The following is a 26,617-nucleotide window of genomic DNA, read 5'->3' as shown; positions in this document are numbered from 1 at the left end:
CGTGGGGTGAGGGTGCGGGTGTTACCAGTGGTGGGTGGTCGTGACCGGGGTCGAGACGTTGTAGAGCTCCCCGACCGCGCGCAGTTCGAATCGCGCGACGCTCTCGCCCTGCTCGGCCGTGAGCCCGCCGACGTAGTACGCCGACTGGCATGTACCGCCGAGGAAGCGGCGGGTGCCGTCGGGCAGGACGCGGTGCAGCTCGTAGTGGCGGCCGGCGGATGCGGCGGCCCGGTGGACGGCGGCGGGCGCGGCCCGCCAGGCGAACCGCAGGTTTCCGCCGTCGGCATCGGTGACCCGCAGACCGACGGGGGCGGCCGGGGCCGTCACCGCGTCCCGGACCGCGAGGCCGCCGAGCCGCCAGCGCACCGGGCCGCCGTCGCCCGTCAGGCGCACCGCCAGCGTGCGCACGGTACCGGACAGGCCGGTCAGCGGCACGGTGGTGGTCTGCCAGCCGTCGCCGGCGGCCAGCGGGAAGTAGGTGTACGAGGGTGCCTGCCCTGGGGAGCCCGGCTCGGCGGTGGCGACGGCCAGTTCGGCCCGGACGTCGCCCGCGTCGGCCCGATGGGTCAGCTCGACGGTCGTCCCGGGACGGATCGGCAGCCGGGTCGCGTAGAGGTCCAGGGTGGCGGGTGCGTCCAGAGCGCCGGAGATCAGCAGACTGCTGCCGCCGCGCCAGGCGACCGAGAAGTCGAAGGCGACGGAGGGGCGGGTGCCGCTCGTGCGGACGACCCAGCGGCGGGACGGCAGCCGGTCCTGGAGGCCCAGGTGGTTCCACGGGGTGTCCGAGGTGACCTCGCCGTTCTCGTACCACTTCATTCCGTGGCCGGTGTTGAAGACGGTCGCGAACGGGAGCGCGCCGACGGTGGAGCGGTCGGCGACCGACACGGCCGGGGCGCGCCAGTTCACCGTGGTGTCGGGCCTGGACGGGTCGAGGGACGCGCCGGTCCAGAAGAGGTCGTCGGCCGTGTGGAAGTCACCAGGGGTGCGGGTCGCGGGCAGGTGGTTGCGGGTCCACTCCGGCCGGTAGAAGCCGATGGACGTCACCTGCGCCGCCGTGGCCGGCACGATCGCGTCCCAGTTCACGAAGGTGTTCGTACCACCCGACTCCACGTCGACGCCCGCCCACAGCTCATAGCGGCTGCGCCCGAGCTGCCCGGCCAGCGTGCCCGAGGACGCCAGCGAGCTCTGCGACCATCCGAAGTCGACGAACATCGAGTCGGCGGACTGGAAGAACGCCTGGTTCTGGCTGTCGAGGGCGCCCTGCCAGGAAACCGTGCCGTTCACCGTCATCGCGTCGTACCAGGTGACGCGCAGCCCCTTGGCCGTGCCGAGCGCCTTCAGCTCCTTGACGAAGCCCAGCATGGCGGCGCCGAGCGCGCTGTTCCCGCCGCCGGTCTCGGCGTTGACGAACCAGCCGTCGAAGCCGTACGCCTGCGCGACCGCGACGAGCTGCTTGGCGAGCGAGTAGTGCCCCGTGCCGTCCTTCTGCACCAGGTCCCGCGTCCACTGGAGCTGTCCGCCGTAGGCGACGGGCGGCAGGAATACGGTGCCGAGGACGCGGACGCCGTGCCGGTGCGCGGCGTCGACTATGGGCGCGTTGGGCGCGAGGATCAGGCCCTCGCCGGCGGAGCCGCCCCAGAAGACCAGTTCGTCAAGGTAGGCCCAGTGGGTGAGGGCGTAGTAGTCGGCGGTCGGCGCGCCCTGGGAGGGGTTGGAGGAGGTGGGTCCGAAGGAGACGAGCGACTGGATACGGGCCTGGCCGGAGCGGGCGGTGGTGTTCACAGGGGCCGGGGTGAAGCGGGCGGCGAGCGGCACGGAGGCGGCGTTGAAGGCCAGGTCGGTGTCCGTGGCGGCGCTCCACGACTTCAGGCTGCGCCAGGTGATGCCGGGCTCCGGGGTGCCGGCGGGCAGGGAGTCCGGGTACCAGTAGGAGGCGTACGGCTGCAGGTCGCGGTTCGCGGCGGAGGCGATGGGTGCGGGCAGCGCGGGGGTCAGCGCGGCTGCCGCTCCGGCGAGCAGGACCGTGCGTCTGCTGAGGTTCACTGTGCGCTCCGTTTCGTCGTGGGGACGGTGTGGGGACGGGCTACTCGGTGACCTGTTCGGGGGTGACGACGTCGGTGATGCCACGGGCCGCGAGATGCTCTGCGTCGTCGGCGCGGCTCGCGAGAACGGTGGTGGGGCGGGCGCCGTCGGCGGTCAGCCGGGCGAAGGCCTCGAAGACCGGGCCGCCGGGGGCGCAGACCGAGCGGCCCGGGGTGGTGTCGACGACCAGCGCGGTGGTGCGGCCGGCGGGCTCGGAGGCCGGCTGCTCCTTGATGATCCGGGAGAGCGTCCGCGCGGCGGGCTTGGGCCGCCGGTCGTTGGTCAGCAGACCCAGTCCGTACTCGAGTTCGGGAAAGTCGGCGAGGTCGCGGCTGACGTCGTGCGAGCACCACCAGGTGACGCCCCACAGGGCGGGGCAGTCGAGGACGTTGCGCACCGTGGCCTCGGTGAAGGCCGCCGCGTGCTCAGGAGGGATCAGCGGGGCGGGCGCGCCGACCTCCTGGAGCCATACGGGACGGTGCGGGTCGTCCGCCCAGGCCTTGGAGAGCTCGACGAGGTAGGCCGCGTGGTGCTCGGTGGCCGTTCCGGTGCGGCCGTGGCGCTGGGCGGTGCCGTTGAACACCCAGGAGTGCACGGCGGTGAGGTCGCCGAGGCGCGCCGAGTGCTCGGGGGTGAAGGGCTGGTCGTCCTGGTACCACGCGGCGTCGTACGAGGCGTGCAGATGCAGCTTGCCGGGGGCGCCCTCGGCGCACGCGGCGAGCAACCGGGTCAGCCACTGTCCGGCCTGCTCGGCGGTGATGCGGTCCGGGTTGGGATGCGGGCCCGCGGCGAACTGGTTGACCTCGTTGCCGATCGTCATGCCGATGAAGTTCGGCCGGTCGGCCAGGGCCGCGGCGAGCGTCCGCAGGTAGGCGGCCTCGCCTTCGACGACCTCCGGATCGGTGAAGATGTTGCGCCGGTGCCAGGTCTGCGTCCAGGCGGGCAGGAAGTCGAAGCTCGACAAGTGCCCCTGCAGGCCGTCCACATTGACGTCGAGTCCGCGTTCGGCCGCCGCGTCGGCGAGCGCGACGAGCTGTTCGACGGCGCGGGGCCGGATCAGGGTGCGGTCGGGCTGGAAGTAGGGCCACAGCGGGAAGACCCGGATGTGGTCCAGGCCCAGTGCGGCGATCGAGTCGAGGTCGGCGCGTACGGAGTCCAGGTCGAAGTCGAGCCAGTGGTGAAACCACCCCTCGCTCGGGGTGTAGTTGACGCCGAAGCGCACGGCATGGGGCATGCGGATTCCTTCAAGCAGTGGTGCGCGTACGGAGGTTCAGCCCTTGACGGCGCCCTCGCCCACGCCGCGGAAGAAGTAGCGCTGCAGGCAGGCGAAGAGGACCATGAGCGGCGCCACCGCGATGACGGTACCCGCGGCGACGAGGCGCTCGTCGTTGGCGAAGGTGCCGTGCAGGTAGTTGAGTCCGATGGTCAGGGTGAACTTCGACGGGTCGCTCAGCACGATCAACGGCCACAGGAAGTCGTCCCAGGAGAACATGAACGCGAAGATCGCGACGACGGCCAGGGTCCCCTTGACCGAAGGCAGCGCGATCCTGACGAACCGCTGCCAGGCGTTGGCGCCGTCGACGAACGCGGCCTCCTCGATCTCGAACGGCAGGTTGAGGAAGGCGTTGCGCATCAGCAGCACGTTCATGGCGCCGACGCTGCCCGGCAGGACCACGCCGACCAGCGTGTTGTTGAGGTCGAGCTCCCGCATGGTGGTGAACTGGGCGATGATGATGCTCTCGGCGGGGACCAGCATCGCCAGGATGAAGACGAGGGTGGCGACCCTGCGCCCCCGGTAGCGCAGCCGGGCCAGCGCGTAGCCCGCGAGGGCCGAACCGACACAGTTGGTCACCACGTTGGCGGTGGCGACCTTCAGGGAGTTGAGGGCGTAGTCCCACACGGGGATGGTGTCCGAGACGCGCGCGTAGTTGTGCAGCGTCGGATGGGCGGGCAGGAAGGAGGGCGGGGAGCTGAAGATGTCCTCGGTCGGGCCCTTGAGCGAGGTGGACAGCTGCCACAGGAACGGGCCGACCGTCAGGGCCAGTACGACCAGCAGCAGCACATACCGGAGGACCAGTTCCCACACCCGGATGCGGCGGCCGTGCTCGTCGGTGACCGGTCCGCGGCGTACGGCGGCCGGGACCGGAGCCGGGACCGGCGGTGCCTTCTCGACGACGCTCATGCGTCCTCCCTCCGGTCCGCGCGCAGGACGAGCAGCATCAGCGCCACGGTGACGACGAACACGACGAGCGAGATGGCGGAGGCATAGCCGACCCGGCCCGTGAGGCCGGTGCCAGTGCGCTGGACGAGCATGACCAGGGTGGTGTCCTCGCCGGCCGGGCCGCCGCTGGGACCGGCCATCAGGTACACCTCGGAGAACACCTTGAAGGCGGCGACCGAGGAGAGGGCGGCGACCAGCACCATGGTGGAGCGGAGCGCGGGCACGGTGACCGTCAGGAAGCGCCGCACCGCGCCCGCGCCGTCCACGGCCGCGGCCTCGTGCAGTTCACGCGGCACATTGGCGAGGGCGGCCAGATAGATGATCATGTAGTAGCCGAGGCCCTTCCAGACCGTGACGGCCATGGCGCTCAGCAGGAGCAGCCACTGGTCGCTGAGGAAGCCGACCCGGCCGACCCCGATCGTCTCCAGCAGCGAGTTCACCAGACCGCGCTCGTCCAGCAGCCACACCCAGATCAGGCCCACCACCACGATGGAGGCGACCACCGGGGTGTAGAACGCCGAGCGGAAGAACGCGATACCGGGGATGTTCTTCTGCACGAGCAGAGCCAGCAGCAGCGGCAGCACGACGAGCGCGGGGACGACCAGGAGAACGTACAGCGCGCTGTTGCGCAGGCCGATCCAGAACATGTCGTCGTGCAGCAGCTCGCGGAAGTTGGCGAGTCCCACGAACCGGCCCGGGATCAGGGTGCGGCGGTCGGTGAAGGCGTTCACCACGGTGGAGACGAACGGATAGAGGATGAAGGCGCCGGTCACCACCAGCCCCGGGGCTGCGAAGAGCCAGGGGCTGGTGGGCAGTTGGCGCCGCACCCGTGACACGGTGGAAGTGGCCATGCTGGTTCAGCCCTGCTGCTGGAGGAGCTGGTCGCAGGCCTTGACAGCGTTGTCGAGGGCCGCCTTGGGGCTCTCCTTGCCCTGCAGCGCCTTGGCGACCTCGTTGCGCAGCCCGGTCTTCATCTGGTCGCTGAACAGGACGGGCGTGTAGTTGACCGCGTTCTTCAGGGACTTGGCGGCGGCGATCCTGACCCGCGTCTCGTCCGTGCCGTCCTCCTTGGTGAAATACGGGTCGTCGAGGGAGCCGGCCGTGCTCGGGAAGATGGCCACCTTCTTCGCGAACGACATCTGGTTCTGCGCGTCGGTCACGTAGTGAGCGAAGGCGACGGCGGCCGGGGTGTGCTTGGTGCGGGAGTTGACCATCACACCCATCACGTACATGTTGACGTGGCCCGTGCTGGTGATCTGGTCGGTGATCCCGATGTTCTTGTACAGGTTGGGCGCCTGCTTCTTGAAGTTCTCGAGGTCCAGCGCGCTGCCCGGGTTCATGGCGACGGCATCGGTGAGGAACTTCTTGCCGGAGGACTCGGGGGTGGCGGTCAGGGCCTGCGGGTCGAGCGCCTTGGCGTCGTACAGCTCCTTGTACTTGGTGAGGAGTTCGATGCCCTTCGCGTCGTTGAAGGCGAAGCCCGTGCCCTGCTTGTCCATGAGCTCGACGCCGTATCGGCCGAAGTCCTCGATGGTGGGCACGTTGGCCAGGGTGGCGACCTTGCCGTTGCTCTTCTTCGCCATCTGCAGGGCGTCGGCGAAGAGTTCGTCGTACGTCCTCGGGGGCGTGTCCGGGTCGAGTCCGGCCTTCTTGAAGAGGTTCTTGTTGTAGAACAGCGGCCCGGTGTTCAGGTACCAGGGGAAGGCGTAGGTACCGGTCACGCCCGGTGTCTGCTGTCCCGTCCAGGCCCCGTCGAGGTACTCGGGCCGGTACTTGGCGGCCGCCTTGTCCAGGTCGAGGGCGAGTCCGGCCTTGACGATGGGGGCGAGCAGGTCGGGCGAGACGTTGACGACGTCGGGCAGGGTCCCGCCCGCCGCGTCCGCGCTGAGCTTGTCGGCGTACCCCTCGGCGGGCTGGTCGATCCACTTCACGTGGGTGCCGGGGTACTTCTTCTCGAAGTCGGCGATCAGGCCGTCGAAGTAGGACTTGAAGTTGGCGCGCAGGTTCCAGGTCTGGAAGGTGATGTCTCCCTCGACCTTGCCGGATGCGTCGGTGGATCCGCTGCCGTCGTCCGAGGAGCCGCAGGCGCTCAGCGGCAGGACGAGAGCGGCGAGGGCAGCGACGGCGAATGTTCTGCGGGACGGAGTGGGCACGATGACACGACTCCCTTGGGGCGTCGGCGGCTGGTGTCGCCAGCGACCATGCACGGCACGTTCGAGAGAAGTCAATGGATTTGCCTCAGCTAATGAAATTCCCCGTTCATTAGTTCAGGTCAGAGGCGCTGCCGAAAGATACTTGCTCACGCTACTAATGCGCTTTAGAGTCTTGGTACTCAAGCGCATTAGTCCACTCACAGAAAGGGGCCGCCGTGCCCGCCAAGCGGTCCCCCGCACGCCGTCCGACCATGAAGGACATCGCGCAGCGCGCGGGAGTCTCCGAGAGCGCCGTCTCCTTCGCGCTCAACGGACGCCCCGGCGTCTCCGAGGTCACCCGCGACCGGGTGCGCCGGGTCGCCGAGCAGCTGGGCTGGCGGCCGAGCACGGCGGCGCGTCAGCTTTCCGGCGAGGGCGCGGCCACGGTGGGCCTGGTGGTGGCGCGCCCGGCGGACACCCTCGGCGTGGACTCCTTCTTCCTCCAGCTGATCTCCGGAATCCAGGAAGTACTGGCGGAGCGTCACCTGGGCCTCCTCTTCCAGGTGGTGGAGGACGTGGACGCGGAGTGCGGCGTCTACCGGCGCTGGTGGGCCGAGCACCGGGTGGACGGCGTGATGGTGGTGGATCCGCGTACGGACGACCCGCGCCCCGATCTGCTCGACGAACTGGGCCTGCCCGCCGTGGTGATCGGCGGAGTGCCGGACGCGCGCCATCCGGGACTGTCCACGGTCTGGGCCGACGACGCGGGAGCGATGGCCGCGGTGGTGGACCAGTTGTACGCGCTCGGCCATCGCAGGATCGTGCACATCGCGGGCCTTCCGGGACTCGCGCACACCGAGCGCCGGATCCGTACGCTGCGCACCGAGGCCGAGCGGCGGGGCCTCGCCGAAGTGCGGTCGGTGACCACCGACTACTCGGACGCGGAGGGCGCCGCCGTCACCCGCCGCGTGCTGGCCGACGACGCGCCGCCGACCGCGCTGGTCTACGACAACGACGTGATGGCCGTCGCCGGGGTCACGGCCGCCGTCGAACTGGGATTCTCGGTGCCGGCCGACGTCTCGGTGATCTCGTGGGAGGACTCGGCGCTGTGCCGCATGGTCAAGCCGTGGCTGTCCGCGCTCTCGCGTGACACGGTGGAGTTCGGCCGCAAGGCGGCGGGTGAGCTGACCGCGCTCCTGGACGGGGGCCCGGCCCGCACGGTGCAGGTGCCGGTACCGCGGCTGATCGAGCGGGAGAGCACCGGGGCGGCGCTCGCATCCCGTCCCCGTCCCCAGGGCGGCGAATCCCCGGGATGAGGTCGCCGGAGCGATGTGGGAGGGGGCAGGGATCGCCCTGACCGGACGACCGTCACCCCGCCCGCCCCCCTGTCGGACCGCCCTGGCGCCCCCGCGATGCACCCCGGTCAGGAGGTTCGCCGCCCACGACCCTTCCTGCTCAGCCTTGCCACTCCACCTTGAAGACCCAGACGTACCGGCCCGCCTTCCGGGCCGCCTCCGGTACGTCGATCACCAGGGAGCCGGCCCGTGTGGTCCAGGTCAGTGGCCGGTCGTGGCCGAGCATGGTCACCTTGTCGCCGCTGCGGACCGGCACCGGTGCCTCGATGGTCAGGGTGCTGCCCGGTTCCGTCAGCGAGTGGATGTAGAACGCCTCGTTCTCCCGGACCGTGAAGCGCAGATCCTCGCCGAGCTGCGCCATGCGCGACCAGTAGGTCGTGTCGTAGATCGCCTCGCCGTTGGTCCGCAGCCAGCGGCCGGTCTCGCGGAGCCGGGTCTGCATGATCTCCGGAATGGTGCCGTCGGCGCGCGGGCCGATGTCGAGGAGGAAGTTGCCGTTCTTCGACACGATGTCGACCAGACTCCGCACGACCTCCTCGGCCGTCATGTAGCGGTCGTCGGGGGTCGCCTTGTTGTAGCCGTAGCTGAAGGGATCGAGGCCCCGGCTCGCCTCCCACTTGGCGACGACGGTGTTGTCGTACGTCGTGTACTCGGGGGTCGTGAAGTCGTGGAAGGCGATGCCCGAGCGGTCGTTGACGGCCACCTCGTACGGCTTGGGCCGGTTCTTGCCGTGGTTGAAGAACTCGGCGAGGACGGTAAGGCTGTCGTTGGCGCCGGCGATGTCGCACCACAGGACGGCCGGGTCGTAGCCGTGGATCAGCTCCAGCATCTGCTGGGCCTGGTAGTCCTTCACATAGTCATTGCCCGCGGTGTATCCGGTGTACGGGAGCGGCTCCAGGGTGTACGGATTGCGCGGGCCGTGGCCCGTCCACGGGTTGTCGGGGTTGAACCACTCCGGCATCGAGAAGTACAGGCCGCGGTGCAGCTCGGGCGTGTACTTCCGGGACGCGTCGAAGAGCTCGCGGACCAGGTCACGTCGCGGGCCCATCTTCACGGCGTTGCGGTCGGAGACCTTCGTGTCCCACAGGGCGAAGCCCTCGTGGTGCTTCGACGTCAGCACGTGGTACTGCGCCCCCGCGTCCCGGAACAGCTCCACCCAGGCCCGCGGGTCGAACCTCTCCGCCGTGAACATGGGGATGAAGTCGTCGTAGGCGAAGTCCTTGCCGTAGGTCTGCGCGTGGTACGCGTACACCGCGTTGTCTGGGCTCTGCATGTGGTTCCAGTACCACTCGGCGTACTGCGCGCCGACCGGCGACCAGGCGGGCACGGAGTAGACGCCCCAGTGGATGAAGATGCCGAACTTCGCGCGGTGGAACCAGTACGGCGCCTGGTGGCCGGCGAGCGACGCGCCGGTGGGCCGGTAGTCGGGCACCCCGAGGGTCAGTTCACGGGTGGCGGAGGTGACGCGCTGCCCTCGGCCGTGGAGGGTCACCGTACCGCTGTGTGCCGTGCCCGGCGTGGTGCCGGCGCGGTTGCGGATGCCGATGCGGACCCGGGCCTGTTCGCCGGGGTCGAGTCGTCTGATCCGGGCCGGCTCGACGGTGCGGCACCGGGTATGTCCACGCTCACGGCCACGTCGTCGCCGGCGAGGACGGGCAGAGTGCCCGCGTTGACCACGGTCGCCTCGACGCTCTGGGCACCGCTGGACTCCAGGAGCGAAGAGGTCGAGTATGCGTCGCGCAGGGCCAGCGCCCGTCCCTGGGCGGCGGGTTGCAGGGAGAGCGCGAAGATGTGCAGGGACGTCCTGCCGGCCTCGGCGGGGTTGGTGGCGGGCAGCGTCAGGGCGACCGCTTCGCGCTGCGGGTCCATCCAGACCTCGGCCGTGCCGAGGCCCACAGGGTGCATGTCCTTGGTGCCGTCCGGTGTGTACCGGTACGGGACTGAGAGCGGGCCGCCCCCGCTGTACCAGTCGCTGCCGCCCAGACCGGCGGTCGTGGTGGAGCCGTCCGCGTAGTGCACGGTCGCCGTACCGGAGGCGTTGCCGTAACTGCCCGCGGTGAGGAACAGCGCCGACAGGTAACGGCCCTTGGGCAGGTCGATGCGCTGGCCGAGGGCCACCACATTGTTCCGGGCGCCCGCGGCGGAGGACGCGAGGACGAAGGAGACGCCGTCCACGTCCACGCTCCCGGTGGGGAGTTCCTCGCCGGGGAAGGTGTAGCCGGAGCCGTCGAAGTCGCCGCCGCGGGCGGAGGCGGTGTCGATGCCATCGTTGTCGAACTGGGCGTCGAGGGGGACGGGAACGGGTGCGGGGACCTGCGCCCATTCGGGCCCGGGGGCTGCGGCTCCGCCGGACCGCGCGGCGGCGGGCGAAGCCGAGAGGGCGACGGTGGCGCCGGCGGCAGCCAGTGCGGCGGCACCGAGAACCTGACGTCTTGGATATGTGCTCATGAGCGCCTCCAATTCATCGGATGTCTGATGATTGAACTGCCGCGGAAGACTGTCAATGGGGCCTGCAGCGACGGGATTTGAGGCAGTGATCGGATGTTCCCGCGTGGCGTGCCGACCGTGACGGCGACGAGTCCCGCCAGACTCTCGACGCGGTACCGCCCGGCAGTGCACAGTGCTCCTCGAACTCGCCAGTAAGTTCCCCCATCCACCACGCCGAGGACCGACAGGGAGCGCCCGTGACCACCTGGGCCGGCCGGACCGCCGCCGAGATCGCCGCCGCCGTACGCGAGAAGCGCGCCACGCCGCACGAGGTGGTGGCCGAGCACCTGGCCCGGATAGAACAGCTCGACGGCCGGGTAGGCGCCTTCCGCCGGCTACGCGCGCAGGCCGCGCTCGCCGAGGCCGACGAGGTGGCCGCCCGCGCCGATCTGGCCCAACTGCCCCTGGCCGGCGTGCCGGTGGCCGTCAAGGACAATCTGGCCGTACGCGGCGAGTCCACCCGCAACGGCTCGGCCGCGACCCCGGACACACCCGCGGACGACGACCACGTCACGGTGGCCCGGCTGCGCGCGGCGGGCGCGGTCGTCGTGGGCCTGACCAACGTGCCCGAACTGTGCGTGTTCGGCACCACGGAAGGGGTGCACGGGACCGCCCGCAACCCCTGGGACACCTCCCGTACGGCGGGCGGCTCCTCCGGCGGCAGCGCTGCGGCGGTGGCCGCCGGCATGGTGCCGATCGCGCTCGGCAACGACGGGATGGGCTCGCTGCGCATCCCGGCCGCCAACTGCGGACTTGTCACCCTCAAACCCGGCCACGGCACGGTCCCGGCGGGCATCGGCAACGGAGACTGGTTCGGCATGTCCGAGAACGGCCCGCTGGCGACGACGGTCGAGGACGCACGGCTGATGTTCGACATCCTGGCGGGCACACAGGGCACGGGCAAGCCGCGGAACGGTACCCACACGATCGCGCTCTCGCTCCGCAGTCCCCTGCTCGGCGTGACCGTGAGCCGGCCCTACGCGGACGCGACACGCGCGGCGGCCTCGCTGCTTGCGAGGGCGGGGCACGAGGTCCGGCCGGCCGACCCGCCGTACCCCTGGTGGCTCGGCACGACGTCACTGGCGCACTGGACGGCGGGGACCGCGGTCGACGCGGAGGACCTCGACATACGGCGGCTGGCCCGGCGTACCCGGGTGCACGCGGCGGTGGGCCGCCGCTTCGTGGAGCGCGTGCGATCCGGCGACCGCCGCGAGCAGCTGCGCCGTGCCCTGGAGCCGTTCTTCGCTGCTCACGATGTGCTGCTCACTCCCGCGCTCGCCCGCCGGGGTCCGGCAGCGGAGCCCTGGCACGAGCGGGGCTGGCTGCGCAACGTGCTGGCCAACACGCAGTACTCCCCCATGACGCCTCCCTGGAACCTCACGGGCTGGCCCGCCATGGCGGTCCCCTTCGGCGCACTTCCGAGCGGCGCGCCCTGCGCCGTACAGCTGGTCGGGCGGCCCGGTTCGGAAGCCGAACTCCTTGATGTGGCCGCACAGTTGGAGGCGCTGCACCCCTGGCAGCGTACGGCGCCGCTGAGTTAGACCGGGCCCCCGCGCCGGGCGCTGCCGTTCGCGCATGGCCGCACATCCCGCATGCGCTCCAAGTGACGTTGCGCAGAACCGCGGCTGCGGCGCCGGCGGGCCATCTCCTCTTCCTCCGCTCCTCCCTAGATCGCGCGGTGCCGGCCGCCTCGCATCGGCGCCGGAGGCGGCGCGGGCCGCACCAGCGCTGTTTCCGATCGCCGCCGGTGGGGACTCGACCGGAAAGCCGGACGGAGCGATGGCGGCGCAGCCCCGCCGCCATCGGAGGGAAGGAAGATGAAGGTTCGTGAGTGCATACCTGAGTGAGAAACCCGTCGACCACCCGACCGAGTCGGGCTGGGCGCAGTCCCGCGACCAGCAGGAGGGAAGCCCTCGCACCTGCGTTCCGGCTGTCGGGAACGCGCCGGCCCCCGAGATCTGCCGTGGCCCGGACTGGAACATCGTCAGGGGCGAGGACTGACGGACCACCTGGGGTGTGTCGAACCGGTGCGCCAGGGGACTCGGAGGGCCGGTGCCGATCCCGGCACGCCAGACCTGAGGAGCGGGAGCATCAGGATGCGAGCACTGACCTGGCAGGGCCGGCGGGACGTGCGGGTGGAGACCGTCCCCGACCCCCGGATCGAGAAGCCCGACGACATCATCGTGCGGATCACGTCGAGCGGGATCTGCGGTTCGGACCTTCATCTGTACGAGCTTCTGGGCCCCTATCTCGACCCGGGCGACATCCTGGGCCATGAGCCCATGGGCGTCGTCGAGGAAGTCGGACCGCAGGTGCACGCGCTCGCGCCGGGAGACCGTGTGGTCATCCCGTTCAACGTCTCCTGCCGTGACTGCTTCATGTGCGATCAGGGTCTGCACTCGCAGTGCGAGACGACGCAGGTCAAGGAGCGCGGAACGGGCGCCGCGCTGTTCGGGTACACGAAGCTGTACGGACAGGTGCCGGGCGGCCAGGCGGAGTTCATGCGGGTGCCGTTCGGCAACAAGCTGCCCATCAAGGTGCCCGAGGGCCCGCCGGACGACCGTTATGTGTACCTGTCCGATGTCCTGCCCACCGCCTGGCAGGCGGTGGAGTACGCGGCGCTGCCTGAGGGCGGGAGCCTGGTCGTCCTGGGACTCGGTCCCATAGGCGACATGTGCACCCGGATCGCCCGGCACCGCGGCGCCGGACCGGTCATCGGGGTGGACCTGGTCGACGAGCGCCTGGAACGCGCGGCGGCGAACGGCGTCACCTGCTTCGACCTCCGGCGGCACGGAGGAAGCGACCTCACCGAGGCCGTACGGGACCTCACCGGCGGGCGGGGCGCGGACGCCGTGATCGACGCCGTCGGCATGGAGGCGCACGGGGCGCCGTTCGCCAAGGCGGCCCAGTGGCTGACCGGCCACCTGCCCGACGCCATGGCGCAGCCCCTGATGGAACACGCCGGTGTGGACCGGCTCGGGGCCCTGCACACGGCCGTCGACCTGGTGCGGCGCGGGGGCACACTGTCCGTCTCGGGGGTGTACGGCGGGGCCGCGAGCCCGATGCCGCTGCTGACGATGTTCGACAAGCACATCCAGGTGCGCATGGGCCAGGCGAACGTCTGGAACTGGGTGGACCGGATCCTTCCGCTGCTCACGGACGACGATCCGCTCGGCGTGGACGGCTTCAAGACCCACGCCGTACCGCTGGAGGACGGTCCCAAGGCCTACGCGATGTTCCAGGCCAAGGAGGACGGGATGGTCAAGACCCTCCTCAAGCCCTGACGACCCGCCCCGTGCGCGTCCGTCCCCGATCGCGCGGGAACCCACTACCCAGCTGGAGCACCCATGCCCACCACGCTGTCGGATCACGACCTCAGAGAGATCGCCGACCGGCTCACCGCCGAGGCGGACACGCTGCGCGTGGAGCTCTCGGCGGCCGAGGCGAAGATGCCCGCGCTGTACACGGACTGTGACCTCGACGCGGCCGACGTGGGCGCGCGGGTGACCGCGTTCGAGGCTCTGCGCGCGGACGCCGACCGCGCCCGGACGATGCTGGAGCGGGTGCTCGCCGCCCTGCACCTGGTGGGCACGCCCGGCTTCGGCCGGTGCACGGCCTGTGGTGCCGTGATCGACCGGGACCGGCTGCTGGCGGTACCGCACACGCAGGTGTGCATCGACTGCGCCCGGGCCGGGGCGGGGGCGCGGGCCGGAGGGGCCTGACGGCGGATTGACTCCGTCGGGCCCGCCGACGGGCAGCCGAGGCGATCGCGCCGTCACTTCCATGGAGGAGTAGCGGCGCCATGAGCTTCCCCCAGCCTTCGCCGGGGCCTGTCCGCCCGTCGGCACGAGACGGGCTCTCAGACGTCCCGCGGCTCCAGGGGGCGGGTGGCCGGGCCCTGCAGGACACGTCCGTCGAGTCCGAAGCGCGAGCCGTGGCAGGGGCACTCCCAGGCCTGTTCCGCACGGCTGAAGGCGACCAGGCAGCCCAGGTGGGTGCAGCGCGCCGACAGCGCGTGCAGCCTTCCGCCCTCGTCGCGGGAGACGGCACACACATGGGCACCGATGCGCGTGACCGCGCCCTCGCCCGGCGCGATTTCGTCGGCCGACGGTCCGGTCAGCGGCGGCAGCCGGTCCGCCACGAAGTGCTGGGCGACCTGTGCCTGGTGCCTGAGGAAGGCGGGCGCCTCCCGCACGACCGAGCCCACACGCCGCGGGTCGTAGAGCTTCGTCCACGGCGGCTCCCGCCCCTGTATCAGGGCGGACAGCAGCAGTCCCGCCATGATGCCCCCGCTGAGCCCCCAGCCACCGAAGCCGGTGGCCACATAGGTGTGGCGGCTCGCCGCGTGCAGGGGCCCCACCAGGGGCACCGTGTCCGTCGAGTCGTTGTCCTGGGTGGCCCAGCGGTAGGTGAAGTCGAGCGGCCCGAAGTGCTCGGTCGCCCAGTCGGCCAGCCGTGCGAAGTGCTCCTCGCTGTCCGTCGTTCCGGGTGTGAAGTGTTCACTGGTGAGGATCAGCAGACGTGCGCCGTCCCGGTAAGGGGCGGTCCGGAGCGAGCGCGTGTTCTCCTCAGGCGTGAGGTACATGCCCCGGGGGGCGCGCCCGGTGTCGATCGGCGCTGTCAGCACGACCTCGCGGCGCGGGGAGAGGCGTGCGAAGAGCATCGCGCGGTCGAAGACCGGACAGTGCGTGGCCACCACCACGTCCCGCGCGGTCACCGTGTGCCCGGCCTCGGTGCGCAGGCGGCAGGGTTCGCCCTCGTGCAGAGCGACCACACGGGTCCCTTCGTACAGCTGTCCGCCGTGGCGCTCCAGCGCCTCGGCGAGTGCGAGCAGGTATGTGCGCGGATGGAACTGCGCCTGATCGGCCGCCCTGACGGCGCCCGCCACGGGGAAAGGCAGTTCGGTTTCGGTGACGAAGTCGGCGGCCAGCCCCGCCTCGCGCGCGGCCTCCGCCTCGGCGCGCAGCTGCGGAACGCGTTCCTGATCGAGCGCATAGGTGAAGGCCGGCGCGTCCTCCCAGTCGCAATCGATGCCGAGCTCGTCGACGAGTTCGGCCGCTCTGCGGATCGCCTCCGTCTGGGACCGGCCGTACAGCGCCGCGCCTTCGATGCCGCGGGTGCGGCGCAGGCGCTGGTACACGAGGGAGTGCAGGGCGGTGAGCTTCGCCGTGGTGTGACCGGTGACGCCGGCGGCGAGACCGCCGGCATCCAGCACGGCGACGCTGCGGCCGGCCCGCGCCACTTCCCAGGCGGTGCTGAGACCCGCCATACCGCCTCCGACCACGGCCACGTCGACGGTGATGTCCTCCGTGAGGGCCGGTCGCGGCGTTCCGGGCGCCGTCTCGATCCAGTACGACGCCTGCCTGCCGGTGTGCTCACTCACGGGGGCCGGGTTCCCCGAAGCGGATCTCCGATGCGCGGACCGCGTCAGGGCAGCGCCGAACGGGTGAACAGCACGTCGACGCACTCACGGGCGCCACGGCGTGTCCGATGCGCGAGGCGCCTCCCGCTCGGCATGCGTATCGCCCTCAGAGCGCCCGGTACATGATGTGCAGCCCCACCCTGCCGAACCGGGGATGCTCGTACGCCTCGGGAACGGTGCCGAGGATCGTGAAGCCGAGGGACTCCCACAGCCGTACCGCGGGGTTCGTCTCCACGACCGCGTTGAACACCATGCCGCGGTAGCCCTCGGCCCTCGCGACGGTCAGGACGTGTTCGGCGAGGGCACGCCCGACGCCGCGGCCCGCGCGGTCCGGGTCGACCATGAAGCCCGCGTTGGCGATGCGGGCGGCGGGGCCCGCGTAGTTGGGCGTGACGTAGGCGGAGCCCACGACCGCCCCACTGTCGTCCTCCGCCACGTACACGTCCTTGCCCGGCGCCATCCACAGGGCGCGGGCCGCGTCCTCGGTGGTGTCCGGGTCCCAGGTGTAGGTCTCGCCCGCGGCGACGATCCGGTGCCAGAAAGGCCAGATCCGCGGCCAGTCGTCGGCCGCGGCTTGTCTGATCAGCATGGGCGCGAGTCTGGCACGCCCATGCTGTCAGCGATCACGACGGATCCAGCGAGCTCAGTCCACGCTCGGCAGGATGTGGGGTTCGGCCAGGTCGTCCTCGTAACCGGCCAGTCTGATGGGGGCCGAGCGGGCCCACACGTCCAGGCTGCCGAGCTTCTTCTCTGTTCGCCTGCCCCCGCGCTCCCCGCGTTCCTTGGGGCGCTGATCGTGATTCATCTTCTCCGGTGTCACCGCGCACTCCTTATGTGTCGGGTAACCCTTGGGACGTACCGGCCCAGTCGGCCTGTGCTCTCGGCGTCCGCTCGGGTCTGAGTCAAGAACTGTTCGGACGCGGTGGCGCCGGCTACTCGTACGAGAGCAGGCCATGGTGATCGGCTTGTCCCGGGGCGGACCGTGGGGTGTGGGTAGCTCCCCAATGGCTGTCCGCACCGTCCAGATTAACCAAATGAGCGGACGTCCGCTCGATGGGGCTGAAACAACCAGGTAACTGTCTTGGGTCATCCGGCACCCATTCGGCCGCGTTCTCGGGCGATTGGATGGCAATCGTCCCTTTTGCAATCCACCCATTCGGCGCAATCCTCGAACTGCTCACCGGTACGGCAAGTGTACGGACCGTGCTCAGTTCAAGTCCCGTTGGCCGCGTCGCAAGCTCGCCATGATCTGCTGCAGTCCGGCAACGGCTTTTCTCGCGGGAGGACTGACGCATGGAGCTGCGCAGCGTCGAGGAGCTGATGGATCTGCTGCACGCCTGCCGGGGTGCGTGGGACACGCCGGATCGCAGTGGCGACCCGGTCGATCTTCACGACCACGCCCTGCAGACCGCCGCACTGCTGCGCCGGAGTCACCCCGCCGACAAGGAACTCCAGGTGGCGGGTCTGGTGCACGACATAGGCCACCTCCTGCGGCCGGGCGACGACGCCGGGCACGCGGACCACGCGGCCGACGCGGTACGGACGCTGCTCGGCGAGCGTGTCTCCCGCCTGGTACGCCTGCATGTGGCCGCCAAGCGCTATCTGGCCACGGTCTCGCCGGGGCGCGGGCTGTCCCCGCAGAGTGCGCTCACCATGGCCCGGCAGGGCGGACCCATGTCGCGTGCAAAGGCGATGGCGTTCGAACACGACCCACTGGCGGAGGACGCGGTCACCCTGCGTCAGGCGGACGACGCGGCCAAGGTGACGGGCCTGGACGCCGGGGTGATGGAGGACTGGCGGACGGTACTGGAGCTGGTGGCGGCCCGGCACGCCCGGCTGGGGGCCGTGGACTGAGGACGAGCACGGCCCGATTGACGGCCGTGTACTGAGAAGCGCGCCGACACGCCGCGCGCTGGGCTCCCGAGCCCAGGCAGGCACTTCTGTGGAGCGCGCGGCGGCCCGGGGCGAGTCACCCCACCGGACAGGGTGCGACACGCTGCCGTCGGCCTAATCGGCTGCGTGGAGCGTCCGGCCGTTCACACTGTGCGAGGTGCGCCGCCGACACGGAATCGCCCTGGCATATGGCCGCGTGATCGGCAGGTGGATTACGGGCCATGCAGGCTGGTGTCTGGGCACGTCCCTGGTCCTGCATCTTCTGGCCGCGGTCCTCTTCTCCCCCGAACCGCTGGATCTGCGGGTCTACCGGGAGGCCTCGCCCCTGGTGCTCTCCGGCGGTCTGTACGACTACCGGCTGCACACAAGTCCGCCGATCCCCGTGCTGCCCTTCACCTATCCGCCGTTCGCGGCCCTGGTGTTCCTGCCGCTCGCGCTCCCGCCCTGGGCGGCCCTGGTCGTCCTGTGGCAGGCGGCCTCGGTGGCGGCCGTGGGCGTGATCTGCCTCTGCGCCGACCGGCTCCTGCACCCGGACCGCGGCAGCTCCGCGAGGTCCCGTGTCCTGGTGTGGACGGCGGCGGCCCTGTGGCTGGAACCCGTACGGCACACCCTGGACCAGGGCCAGGTCAATCTGCTGCTGGCCGCCCTGGTCCTGGCGGCGCTGGCGGTGTCCCGCACCGCGATGACCCGGGGAGCGGTTCTCGGCCTGGCGACCGCGGTGAAACTGACTCCGGTCTTCGGCGGCCTCTACCTGCTGGCGACGCGGCAATGGCGGGCGGCCTTCTGGGCGCTCGTCGCCGCGGGCGGCGCCACGGCCCTGGGCTGGGTGATCGCTCCACGGGAGTCGGCCCGCTACTGGTTCCGCCTGGTGAAGGAAACCCAGCGCATCGGCCCGGCGTGGTCCGTGCGCAACCAGTCGCTGCAGGGCGCACTCGACCGGCTCCTCGGGCACGACACCGCGGCCTCCGGCGCATGGTGGGCGGCCCTCGCGCTGGCGACCGTGCTCACGGCGTGCGTCCTGTGGAAGGCCGGGCGACGCGGGGACCTGCTCGGTGTCCTGGTCACCGCTGAGCTGTACGGGCTGCTCGTGTCCCCCATCTCGTGGAGCCACCACTGGGTCTGGTGTCTGCCGGCCATGATGTGGCTCGCCCACGGACCCGCCCGGCGCCGGCCCCTCAGTCTTGTGGCGCTGGCGGCGTGGACCGTCGCCACCGCCACACGACTGGTTCCGCTGCTGATCCGCGTGGAGGACCGCCTGCCGCAGCACAGCCCGTACCCGGCACTTCTGGCCTGGCCCGGCACGGCCTACGCCGCGTGCGCGCTGCTGACGATCCTCGCCGTCGCCACCACCCGCGAAGAGGCCTCCGGCAGACGGGCGGATCAGCGGGAGCCCGCGGCCTTCGGTGCGTAGAACCGGTCGCGGACGCGCCCCAGCCAGCCCTCGGCCGCCGACTCGTCGGGCCGCAGCGGCAGCGCGCTGCGCGTGTCGTCGAAGGCGTTCTCGTAGTACCGGAGCAGGGACCGCGCGGCTGTGGCGTCCGCGGCGACTCGCTCACCGAAGTCGTGGTATTCCTGCGGGTTCTCGACGCGAATGGTCAGACGTCCGGTCGCGTACAGTTCCAGACCCTGGTGGCACAGCCGCTTCAGGTGACGGGCGTGTTTGGCGGTGCGTCTGCGCGTTTCCGTCGAGACGGGTCCGGCGCCACGCGCCTCGAGCCTCCTGAACTGCTGCCTGGCATAGCCGAGATAGGCGTCCCGGACCCGCTGGGCGCACAGCAACGACGTACGGATGCCGGTCAGCTCGTCACCGAGCGGGGTGCGCACCTCGTACAACTCGGCAGGCAGCCAGACCAGTTCCATCGCGGTCGGGTTGCCGCCGAGAGCGAGCCGGCACCACTTCGCCGCCTCGTGGAAGGTGCGGTCGGGGGCCGTGCCGACATGGGACTCCTTCGGCCGGTGCAGGCCGTGCAACTGTTCCGTAGGTGCCGCGAACACGCCGAGCCGGTCGACGTCGGACCCCGCGTGGGCGAGTCCGTACGCGGTCGAGCCGACGATGCCGGACAGCAGGACGTTGGGGACGGTCACGTTCGGCCGCCTTCCTCGGTTCGAGCAATCGCGACGGCTCCGGGCCGGCCGGGCCCGGAGGCGCGAGCCGCTCCTTCCGGCATCCGGACGAACTCCGCGGAACGCGGCTCATGCACGGGAGGCTATGCGCCGGCGGCCGGGCGGTGCCAATGATTTTCGCACTCCCGTACGCCATCGCCGACCGGGTCGACGGCGGAACCAGCGGCAGAACGTCGTACGTCCCGGAGACCTCTCCGGGACGTACGACGTTTACGACCGGCTGCGGTCACCCGCGCCACATCACATATGACGTCACGCGCATCACCTCACTCGTGACAGCGACCTCGACCTGATTCCGTCACGGGAACAGCGCGATCCCCACGGCGATCAACAGGACGATGCAGGCGATCAGGCCTACGGTGGCCCAGGTCCCGCGGTGCTTCAGCGGGGCCGGCTGCCTCCCGCCGCGCGGCCGGTCCTCCGGCAGTGCGGCATTCACCGGACGGTCGGACGAATAGAACTGGTCGTCGCTCGGATACACGTTGCGGGGGTCTCCGGCGGCGCGTGGATCGATCTCGTGCGGCATGGCCATGAGAACTCACTCCTTGCGCGGTGCTCACGAGAGCTCGAGTTCCCGCCCGGCGCCGAGTCATGCCCCACGGATGGCGCATCGCCGCCCTCGGGAGGCCCGCCCGGTGTCACCACTTGCCGGGCGCGTAGTCCTTCAGGAAGACGCCGTACAGGTCCTCGCCCTGCTCGCCGCGCACAATCGGATCGTATACCCGTGCCGCTCCGTCGACGAGATCGAGCGGAGCGTGGAAGCCCTCGTCAGCCAGGCGCATCTTGTCCGGATGCGGGCGCTCGTCGGTGATCCATCCGGTGTCGACGGCGGTCATCAGGATCCGGTCCCGCTCGAACATCTCCGCGGCGCTGGTGCGCGTGAGCATGTTCAGGGCGGCCTTGGCCATGTTGGTGTGCGGGTGACCGGCGCCCTTGTAACCGCGGCTGAAGACGCCCTCCATCGCGGAGACGTTCACGATGTACGTGCGCCGGGCAGGGGAGGCGGCCAGTGCGGTCCGCAGACGGCTGATCAGGATGAAGGGCGCCGTCGAGTTGCACAGCTGCACCTCCAGCAGCTCGACCGGCGTGACCTCCTCCACCGGCTGGATCCAGGTGTTGGTGTCGTGCAGATCGGGGACGAGGCCGCCGGCGTCGATCGCCGTACCGGCCGCGATCCGCTCCAGGGAGGCGGAGCCGGAGACCAGGGCGAGGTCGGTCACGGCCTGCGCGGTCAGCGCGCCGCCCCCGGCCACCGGCAGAGCGGCCACGGCCCCGGAGCCGAACGTGCCGATGACCTCGGCGGACGGCAGCTCACCCGCCGGCAGCGGCGCGGACTCGGCGGACACCAGCTCGCTGTAGGCCTGCGGGGAGCGGCGTACGGTCTGGGCGGCGTTGTTGATCAGGATGTCCAGCGGGCCGTCGGCGGCCACCGAGTCGGCCAGTGCCACCACCTGGGCCGGGTCGCGCAGGTCGATGCCGACGATCTTCAGCCGGTGGATCCACTGGTCACTGTCGGGCTGGGCCTTGAACCGGCGGATCGCGTCGTTCGGGAAACGCGTGGTGATCGTGGTGTGGGCGCCGTCCCGCAGCAGCCGCAGCGCGATGTACATGCCGATCTTGGCGCGGCCACCGGTGAGCAGGGCGCGCTTGCCGGTGAGGTCGACGCTGGCGTCGCGACGGGCCCGGTTCTCCGCGGCGCACTGCTGGCAGAGCTGGTGGTAGAAGTAGTCCACCTCGACGTAGCGCTGCTTGCAGACGTAACAGGAGCGCGGGCGCCTGAGTATCCCGGCGATCTGGCCCGCCTCGGTGACCGACGACGGCAGGATGCCCTCGGTCTCGTCGTCGATGCGCTGCGCGGAGCCGGTCGCCGTGGCCTCGGTGACCTCCTTGTCGTGGGCCGTCTTGGCGGCCCGGCGCTCCTGGCGGCGGCGCTGCTTGACCATGCGGTAGATGTGCGAGGTGGCCCGGCGCACCTTGATCGCGTCGGGGTGGTCGACGTTGATGCCGTCGAGTTCCTCCAGGACGCTGAGGCAGACGGCCAGGCGTTCCGGGTCGATGCCGGGCCCGTACGACATCTCGTCCATGACCTCCGGGCCGACGCCCGTCAGGCCGTCCTCTGTCACCGTCATCGCGCTGCCGTTCCTCGCTCACCTGCGCAGCGCTCCGACCGCGCTCGCCTCCGAACGGAGAATTTTACGGAGCGCCGGGCCGGGTCTCCAAACCCGCGAAGATCAGCACAATTGCGAGCGGACGCGCGAGACCGCGGGGGACGCCCGGCCGGAAGCCCCGGACGGGACGGTTCCGGCCCTGCGGACGCCCCACTCGACGCCCCGCCCGACCCGCTCCACCAGGGGCCGGGCAGCGCCGAGGGCGGCCGTGCGCCAGGCACGGCCGCCCTCGGTCCGGCCACGGGGGGGCCCGCTCAGGCGCGGCAGGCCGCCAGCAGCGTCTCCATCTCCTCCGGCACCGCCCGGGCGAGCCGCTCCAGGTCCGGTACCGCCCGGGCGTCGGCGACGAGCCCGTAGTGGACACGGCCCCGGTACGTGGAGACCGCCACCGCCAGGGACTGGCCGCTGGCCAGCGGGGCCAGCGGGTACACCTCGGTGAGCGGGTTGCCGCCGAGCTTCAGGCCGAGGCTGGGCAGCGGCACGCTGGTGACCAGGATGTCGAACCAGAGCCGGGCGGCCTGGCTGACCAGTGGTCCGCCGATCCTGTGGCCGAGGGCCGGTACGTGGTCGGCGAGCAGCGCCACGGCACCCGCGCCCCGGTTGGGCCCGGCGTCCTTGTTGCGGTCCATGGCCGTGCGCACGGTCCGCAGCCGCGCCAGCGGGTCCGGGTCGGCCACCGGAAGCCGTATCAGATAGCCGGAGAGCCGGTTGCCGTGTGGATGCGCGCTGCGCGGACGGCGGTTGGAGACGGGGATCAGGGCGCGGGGCTCGACCCCCGCGCTGCCGTCGCCGCGCTCGTCCAGCCAGCGGCGCAGTGCGCCCGCCACGACCGCGATGAGGACGTCGTTGACGGTGCCCCCCGCCGACTTGCGCACCCGGTGCACATCGTCGAGTTCGATGACGACGCCGGCGGTACGGCGGGTGCCGCTCGGCTCGGAGGTGAGCGCGGACGACGAACGCATCCCGAAGGTGGACAGGGCGACGGAGGCACCGATGTCCAGAGCGCGGCCCATGTCGGCGAGGGTGCCGCGCAGGAGGGCCGGGAGCCTGCGCACGTCGGGCAGAAGCCGGCGGGGAGGCTCCTGGCGGCGCGGCCGGGGAGCCGGCAGGTCCATCGGGTCCATGACCGCGGCGGCCAGTGTCAGGGCGCGCAGTCCGTCGGCGAGCGCGTGGTGGAACTTGAACAGCACGGCGAAGGAGGTGCCGTCCTCCCCCGGTAGCACATGCGCCTCCCACGGCGGCCGGCCGCGCTCCAACGGGCGTTCCATGAGCCGTCCGGCGGCCGCATGGAAGTCGTCGGTGGGAGCGTGCAGCCGCACATGGTCGAGCGGGTCGAAGTCGGGGGCCGGTTCGCGTGTCGCCCCGCCCAGGGCGAGCGCGAGGCGTGCGGCGGCGAGGTCGCGCTTCATGCGTACGTCCGGCAGCCAGACGTCGCGGATCCGCATGCGCAGGCCCGGTACCGCGGCGGCGCGGGCGGCCAGCAGATCTGCGGCGTGGGCGCCCGCGGTGGGCGAGTTGCATGCGAACACACCGATGGCACCGAGGTGCATCGGATGCCGCGTGGACTCGATGTTCCAGAAGGCAAGGTCGAGTGGTGCGAGCAGGTCGGAAGTCAATGGCTTGCCTCGCGTCGACGACGGGGGAGCAAGAAAGTCAACCGCGCAGAGGCGATTACGGTCAAGTACGATCACGCTACATACAGTTAACGGCAGATTAAGTCCCGCCCTGGCGAGAAGGGCGGGACTCAAGCGATGCAAGAGGTCACATCAGTGCAGGTGGCGCCGCGTCGGGTGACGTACCCCACCCGGATGGCCGAGCCCCGACGATGAACTCCAGCCGGCTCGGACGGAGCAACGTGTCGCTGGTGACGTACGTCTGTTTGTACGCCGTTCCGTTGACACGCACGCCCTGGACGTACCGCTGGGTGTCCGAGGTGCCGGGCGCGGTGATGGTCAGACCGCCGCCCGGGTAGTACGCCCGGTCCAGGACCAGGTCGACCCGGTCGAAGACCGGCGTGGTCAGTCCCCAGGTGCGGTAGCCGGGCTGCACCGGGAAGATCCCGATCGACGAGAAGACGTGCCAGGCGGACATCGTGCCGAGGTCGTCGTTACCGGTCATACCGGTCGGCCCGTCCGTGAACAGGGTGAGCGCCGCGTGCACCACGTCCGTCGTCTTCCACGGCTGGCCGGTGGAGAGATAGGTGTACGGGGCGATGAGGTCGGGCTCGTTCTGCGGGTTGTACTTGTCCGCGTTGTAGTAGGCGTACGGCCCGTTCACCCACACCTTGCGCGCGGTCCCCGCGGGGTCCTTGAGCAGTTGGTCGTAGGCGAAGAAGGCGTCGAGCCGGTCGTTGGCCGCACGCTCGCCCCCGATGAGGCTCACCATGCCGCGCAGGTCCTGCGGCACGAGCCACTGGTACTGCCAGGCGCTGCCCTCGTGGAACCCCTCGCTCCTGGCCGGGTCGGAGGGCCCGACGAAGGCCCCGGAGGCGTCCCGGGCGCGGAAGAAGCCGGTAGAGGGGTCGAAGATGTTGCGGTAGTTGCGCGACCGGGCGGCATAGCGCGCGGCGTCCGCGCGATGCCCGAGGTCTCGTGCCATCTGGGCGAGCATCGCGTCGGAGAGCGCATACTCCAGGGTCACCGATCCGCCGTGGTGGTAGTCCGAGTCGCCGGGCTTGGTGTACGGGCGGCCCTTGATGTACGGCGCGAAACCGTGCGCGATGTACTCACGGTTCGCCTCCCGCCCCACGTACATGGTGTCGGCGGGCGGGACGCCGCCGGCGTTCTTCTTCAGCGCGCGGTAGGCCCGCTGCTCGTATCCCTTGAGCAGTCCCTGCTGGTAGGCGTTGGTGAGGAACGGGGTGACCGGGTCACCGCTCATGATGTTCGTCTCCACCGTGCCGAAGCCCCACTTGGGCAGCCAGCCGCCCTCCTCGTCGATCTTGAGCACGGAGATCGCCATGTCGCGCGCCTCACGCGGCGCGAGCAGCGACAGGAGCTGGGACTGGGTCCGGTAGGTGTCCCACAGGGACCAGTTCTGGTAGTACGTGAACCCCTGGGTCCGGTGGATCTTCTGGTCCCAGCCGGTGTAGCGGCCGTCGGCGTCGCTGCCGATGTTCGGGGCGAGGAAGGACCGGTACAGGGACGAGTAGAAGGGGATCCGCAGAGCGGGGTTGCCGCCCTGCACCCGGACGTCGTCGAGCCGGCCCTCCCAGGCGCGCCGAGCGGCCTCCCGCACCTGGGCGAACGAACGCGCGGGTGCGGAACGGAGGTTGACCTCGGCCCCGCGCGGATCGACGTAGGACAGCGCGGTGGTCGCCTCCACGGTGCGCTCGTGCCTCGCGTCGAAGGTGACGTAGGCGCCGTTGCGCCCGGGGCCCGACGACGTGGTCGCATCGGGGGTGATCGAGTCCTGATACCACGTGCCGTGCGCGGTGAAGGGCCGGTTGAAACGGGTGACCGTGTAGACCGTGTAGGGCCGGGTGGACCGGCAGAAGCCGGTGCCCGTGATCGTGGTGCGCACGGTGCGGTCGTCGAGGATCTCGACCTTGGACGAGACGTTCTTGTGCAGCGCCTGGCCCGCGTTGAGCAGGACATTGGCCTTGCCGGTCGCCGGGAACGTGTAGCGCTGGACGCCGGTGCGCTCGGTCGCCGTCAGTTCGGCCCGGATGCCTCCTCCGAGTCCGACCCGGTAGTAGCCGGGACTCGCCTGCTCGTCGTCATGGCTGAACGTGGCCGCGTACTTGGCGTAGTCCGTCTCGGTGACGTCACCCGTCGTCGGCAGTACGGGCAGGTCACCTCCGATGGCGCAGCCGACACCGGAGAGGTGGATCAGGGAGAAGCCACGGATCCGGTTCTGGGTGTAGTCGTAGCCGGTGCGGTGCCCCGTGTCCGGCGAGAGCTGCACCATGCCGAACGGCACGGCGGCGCCAGGGAAGGTGTTGCCTTCGTTCTGTGTGCCGATGAAGGGGTTGACCAGGTCGGTGAGCCTCCCGCCGGACGGCTGGGCGGCCAGGGCGGCCGGCGGGGCGAACAGGGCCGAGACAACCAGCGCACCCGCGGCACACAGGCGCAGACGCCGGGTCCATCTCATCTGGGAAGACCTCCGGAGGTTCGACATCGATGTCCCACATGGTGGTGGCGCGCTGTCGGTTTCCGGCGGAACCAGCGGGTTTGTCCCTGGACGCGTCGCCCGGCACAGGGCCCCGGATACGCAGGCCGCAGGCACCCGGCATCCGGCGCGAGGAAGCGTGCCGGCCGAGAAGTCCTTTGCGCCCGGCTGGAGTTCACCGCCGGCGGCTCCGGGTCCCGTCACCTCCGCACCCACGACGGTTGCGCCAGGCCGGGCCGCAACCACGGCGGGCCGGCCGTCGCGATGGGCCGCCCCATCCACGACCGAGCCGCTGTGCGGACCGGTCGGCCCGGGCTCATTGGCGACGATAGACGGCACGACGCGCGCCCCGCCTGCCGGGGAACCGGCCGTGTGCGTCATTCGGGTGGCCGTGCCGCATCCCGGGAGTCCGCCGTCGCGGAGGCGGCGCCTTCGTGATCTACGGTTGGCTGCCGCAGGACCGGACCTGGCCGGCACCTGCTCTGTGGTCCAGCACGACGCCCGGCTCCGGCCTCCGGGACCGTACGTCCAGGTGCGGGCGCTGGACGCGCACGGCAGAGTCCTCAGGGCGTCGAAGGTCGTGAAGCTGCCCGGCTGACGGACCGTGAGCAGTACTCCCCCGG

The 26,617-nt window shown here is 70.9% G+C and carries 23 protein-coding genes; 8 read left to right on the top strand and 15 right to left on the bottom strand.

Going from position 1 to position 26,617, the window contains the following annotated elements; all coding sequences use genetic code 11:
• Positions 1 to 21: 21 nt before the first annotated feature.
• The 5 genes from ACQEXA_RS45565 to ACQEXA_RS45545 are packed head-to-tail and all read right to left on the bottom strand — an operon-like array spanning position 22 to position 6,456.
• Positions 22 to 2,043, bottom strand: a complete 2,022-nt coding sequence (locus tag ACQEXA_RS45565; protein WP_432925019.1) for an endo-beta-N-acetylglucosaminidase — start codon at positions 2,041 to 2,043, stop codon at positions 22 to 24.
• 40 nt (positions 2,044 to 2,083) lie between these two features.
• On the bottom strand, positions 2,084 to 3,316 hold the full coding sequence (locus ACQEXA_RS45560; protein ID WP_433132847.1) for a glycoside hydrolase 5 family protein: 1,233 nt from the start codon (positions 3,314 to 3,316) through the stop codon (positions 2,084 to 2,086).
• A gap of 36 nt (positions 3,317 to 3,352) precedes the next feature.
• Positions 3,353 to 4,264, bottom strand: coding sequence for a carbohydrate ABC transporter permease (locus ACQEXA_RS45555; RefSeq protein WP_432925023.1), 912 nt, complete (start codon positions 4,262 to 4,264; stop codon positions 3,353 to 3,355).
• Positions 4,261 to 5,154 (bottom strand): carbohydrate ABC transporter permease, encoded by an 894-nt coding sequence (locus ACQEXA_RS45550; RefSeq protein ID WP_433132845.1) that lies wholly within the window; start codon positions 5,152 to 5,154, stop codon positions 4,261 to 4,263. Before ACQEXA_RS45550 ends, ACQEXA_RS45555 begins: the two co-directional genes overlap by 4 nt.
• A 6-nt stretch (positions 5,155 to 5,160) precedes the next feature.
• Positions 5,161 to 6,456 carry an ABC transporter substrate-binding protein gene (locus tag ACQEXA_RS45545; RefSeq protein WP_433132843.1) on the bottom strand — a complete coding sequence of 432 codons (1,296 nt, stop codon included), beginning with the start codon at positions 6,454 to 6,456 and terminating at the stop codon, positions 5,161 to 5,163.
• A gap of 215 nt (positions 6,457 to 6,671) precedes the next feature.
• On the opposite strand from ACQEXA_RS45545, the gene ACQEXA_RS45540 reads away from it, so the two are divergent.
• The gene (locus tag ACQEXA_RS45540) at positions 6,672 to 7,751 is read left to right on the top strand and encodes a LacI family DNA-binding transcriptional regulator (protein ID WP_432925029.1); all 1,080 of its coding nucleotides are present in this window, start codon (positions 6,672 to 6,674) and stop codon (positions 7,749 to 7,751) included.
• A 139-nt stretch (positions 7,752 to 7,890) separates the two neighbouring features.
• On the opposite strand, the gene ACQEXA_RS45535 is transcribed toward ACQEXA_RS45540, so the two are convergent.
• Together ACQEXA_RS45535 and ACQEXA_RS45530 are read right to left on the bottom strand one after the other, a co-directional pair.
• The gene (locus ACQEXA_RS45535) at positions 7,891 to 9,282 is read right to left on the bottom strand and encodes an alpha-L-fucosidase (RefSeq protein WP_432925031.1); all 1,392 of its coding nucleotides are present in this window, start codon (positions 9,280 to 9,282) and stop codon (positions 7,891 to 7,893) included.
• Positions 9,279 to 10,238, bottom strand: coding sequence for a hypothetical protein (locus ACQEXA_RS45530; protein WP_432925033.1), 960 nt, complete (start codon positions 10,236 to 10,238; stop codon positions 9,279 to 9,281). The genes ACQEXA_RS45535 and ACQEXA_RS45530 overlap by 4 nt, the downstream gene beginning before the upstream one ends.
• 236 nt (positions 10,239 to 10,474) lie before the next feature.
• Here ACQEXA_RS45530 and ACQEXA_RS45525 point away from each other — a divergent pair, with 236 nt between their 5' ends.
• The 4 genes from ACQEXA_RS45525 to ACQEXA_RS45510 all read left to right on the top strand — a co-directional run bounded on the left by ACQEXA_RS45525 (position 10,475) and on the right by ACQEXA_RS45510 (position 13,999).
• Complete coding sequence (locus tag ACQEXA_RS45525) at positions 10,475 to 11,818, top strand: amidase (protein ID WP_433132841.1); 1,344 nt, start codon at positions 10,475 to 10,477, stop codon at positions 11,816 to 11,818.
• A 286-nt stretch (positions 11,819 to 12,104) separates the two neighbouring features.
• Positions 12,105 to 12,278 carry a hypothetical protein gene (locus ACQEXA_RS45520; protein WP_432925037.1) on the top strand — a complete coding sequence of 58 codons (174 nt, stop codon included), beginning with the start codon at positions 12,105 to 12,107 and terminating at the stop codon, positions 12,276 to 12,278.
• A 95-nt stretch (positions 12,279 to 12,373) separates the two neighbouring features.
• Positions 12,374 to 13,561 carry an alcohol dehydrogenase catalytic domain-containing protein gene (locus tag ACQEXA_RS45515; RefSeq protein ID WP_432925038.1) on the top strand — a complete coding sequence of 396 codons (1,188 nt, stop codon included), beginning with the start codon at positions 12,374 to 12,376 and terminating at the stop codon, positions 13,559 to 13,561.
• Positions 13,562 to 13,624: 63 nt separating this feature from the next.
• Entirely contained in the window at positions 13,625 to 13,999 is a 375-nt protein-coding gene (locus ACQEXA_RS45510; protein ID WP_432925040.1) for a TraR/DksA family transcriptional regulator, read from the top strand.
• 137 nt (positions 14,000 to 14,136) lie between these two features.
• Here ACQEXA_RS45510 and ACQEXA_RS45505 read toward each other — a convergent pair whose 3' ends face one another.
• From ACQEXA_RS45505 to ACQEXA_RS45495, 3 genes are all read right to left on the bottom strand, one after another.
• Positions 14,137 to 15,660 carry an FAD-dependent oxidoreductase gene (locus ACQEXA_RS45505; protein WP_432925042.1) on the bottom strand — a complete coding sequence of 508 codons (1,524 nt, stop codon included), beginning with the start codon at positions 15,658 to 15,660 and terminating at the stop codon, positions 14,137 to 14,139.
• A gap of 145 nt (positions 15,661 to 15,805) precedes the next feature.
• Positions 15,806 to 16,288, bottom strand: a complete 483-nt coding sequence (locus ACQEXA_RS45500; protein WP_359391459.1) for a GNAT family N-acetyltransferase — start codon at positions 16,286 to 16,288, stop codon at positions 15,806 to 15,808.
• 54 nt (positions 16,289 to 16,342) lie between these two features.
• Positions 16,343 to 16,519: a hypothetical protein gene (locus ACQEXA_RS45495; RefSeq protein ID WP_359391458.1), complete on the bottom strand. Its 177-nt coding sequence runs from the start codon at positions 16,517 to 16,519 to the stop codon at positions 16,343 to 16,345.
• Positions 16,520 to 16,992: 473 nt separating this feature from the next.
• Between ACQEXA_RS45495 and ACQEXA_RS45490 the strand changes: the two genes are divergently transcribed.
• Both ACQEXA_RS45490 and ACQEXA_RS45485 read left to right on the top strand, forming a co-directional pair.
• A complete protein-coding gene (locus tag ACQEXA_RS45490) occupies positions 16,993 to 17,553 on the top strand; it encodes an inositol oxygenase family protein (protein WP_432925044.1) in 561 nt (186 codons plus the stop codon).
• Between the two features lie 196 nt (positions 17,554 to 17,749).
• Positions 17,750 to 19,003, top strand: a complete 1,254-nt coding sequence (locus ACQEXA_RS45485) for a glycosyltransferase 87 family protein (RefSeq protein WP_432925046.1) — start codon at positions 17,750 to 17,752, stop codon at positions 19,001 to 19,003.
• Here ACQEXA_RS45485 and ACQEXA_RS45480 read toward each other — a convergent pair.
• The 5 genes from ACQEXA_RS45480 to ACQEXA_RS45460 form a co-directional block, all read right to left on the bottom strand.
• On the bottom strand, positions 18,973 to 19,677 hold the full coding sequence (locus ACQEXA_RS45480) for a nucleotidyltransferase domain-containing protein (RefSeq protein WP_432925048.1): 705 nt from the start codon (positions 19,675 to 19,677) through the stop codon (positions 18,973 to 18,975). The two genes, ACQEXA_RS45485 and ACQEXA_RS45480, sit on opposite strands and share 31 nt — an antisense overlap.
• A 337-nt stretch (positions 19,678 to 20,014) precedes the next feature.
• Positions 20,015 to 20,248 carry a hypothetical protein gene (locus ACQEXA_RS45475; protein WP_432925050.1) on the bottom strand — a complete coding sequence of 78 codons (234 nt, stop codon included), beginning with the start codon at positions 20,246 to 20,248 and terminating at the stop codon, positions 20,015 to 20,017.
• Between the two features lie 106 nt (positions 20,249 to 20,354).
• Positions 20,355 to 21,845 (bottom strand): SDR family NAD(P)-dependent oxidoreductase, encoded by a 1,491-nt coding sequence (locus tag ACQEXA_RS45470; protein ID WP_432925052.1) that lies wholly within the window; start codon positions 21,843 to 21,845, stop codon positions 20,355 to 20,357.
• 293 nt (positions 21,846 to 22,138) lie between these two features.
• Positions 22,139 to 23,500, bottom strand: coding sequence for a wax ester/triacylglycerol synthase family O-acyltransferase (locus tag ACQEXA_RS45465; RefSeq protein ID WP_432925054.1), 1,362 nt, complete (start codon positions 23,498 to 23,500; stop codon positions 22,139 to 22,141).
• A 145-nt stretch (positions 23,501 to 23,645) separates the two neighbouring features.
• Complete coding sequence (locus ACQEXA_RS45460) at positions 23,646 to 25,976, bottom strand: GH92 family glycosyl hydrolase (protein WP_432925056.1); 2,331 nt, start codon at positions 25,974 to 25,976, stop codon at positions 23,646 to 23,648.
• A gap of 463 nt (positions 25,977 to 26,439) precedes the next feature.
• Between ACQEXA_RS45460 and ACQEXA_RS45455 the strand changes: the two genes are divergently transcribed.
• A complete protein-coding gene (locus ACQEXA_RS45455) occupies positions 26,440 to 26,592 on the top strand; it encodes a hypothetical protein (protein ID WP_432925058.1) in 153 nt (50 codons plus the stop codon).
• Positions 26,593 to 26,617 lie beyond the last annotated feature (25 nt).

Source organism: Streptomyces sp. CA-106110 (assembly GCF_050936285.1).
Taxonomy (GTDB): domain Bacteria; phylum Actinomycetota; class Actinomycetes; order Streptomycetales; family Streptomycetaceae; genus Streptomyces.
Note: the sequence above shows the minus strand (reverse complement) of the source record. Positions and strands in the feature narration are given on the sequence as shown.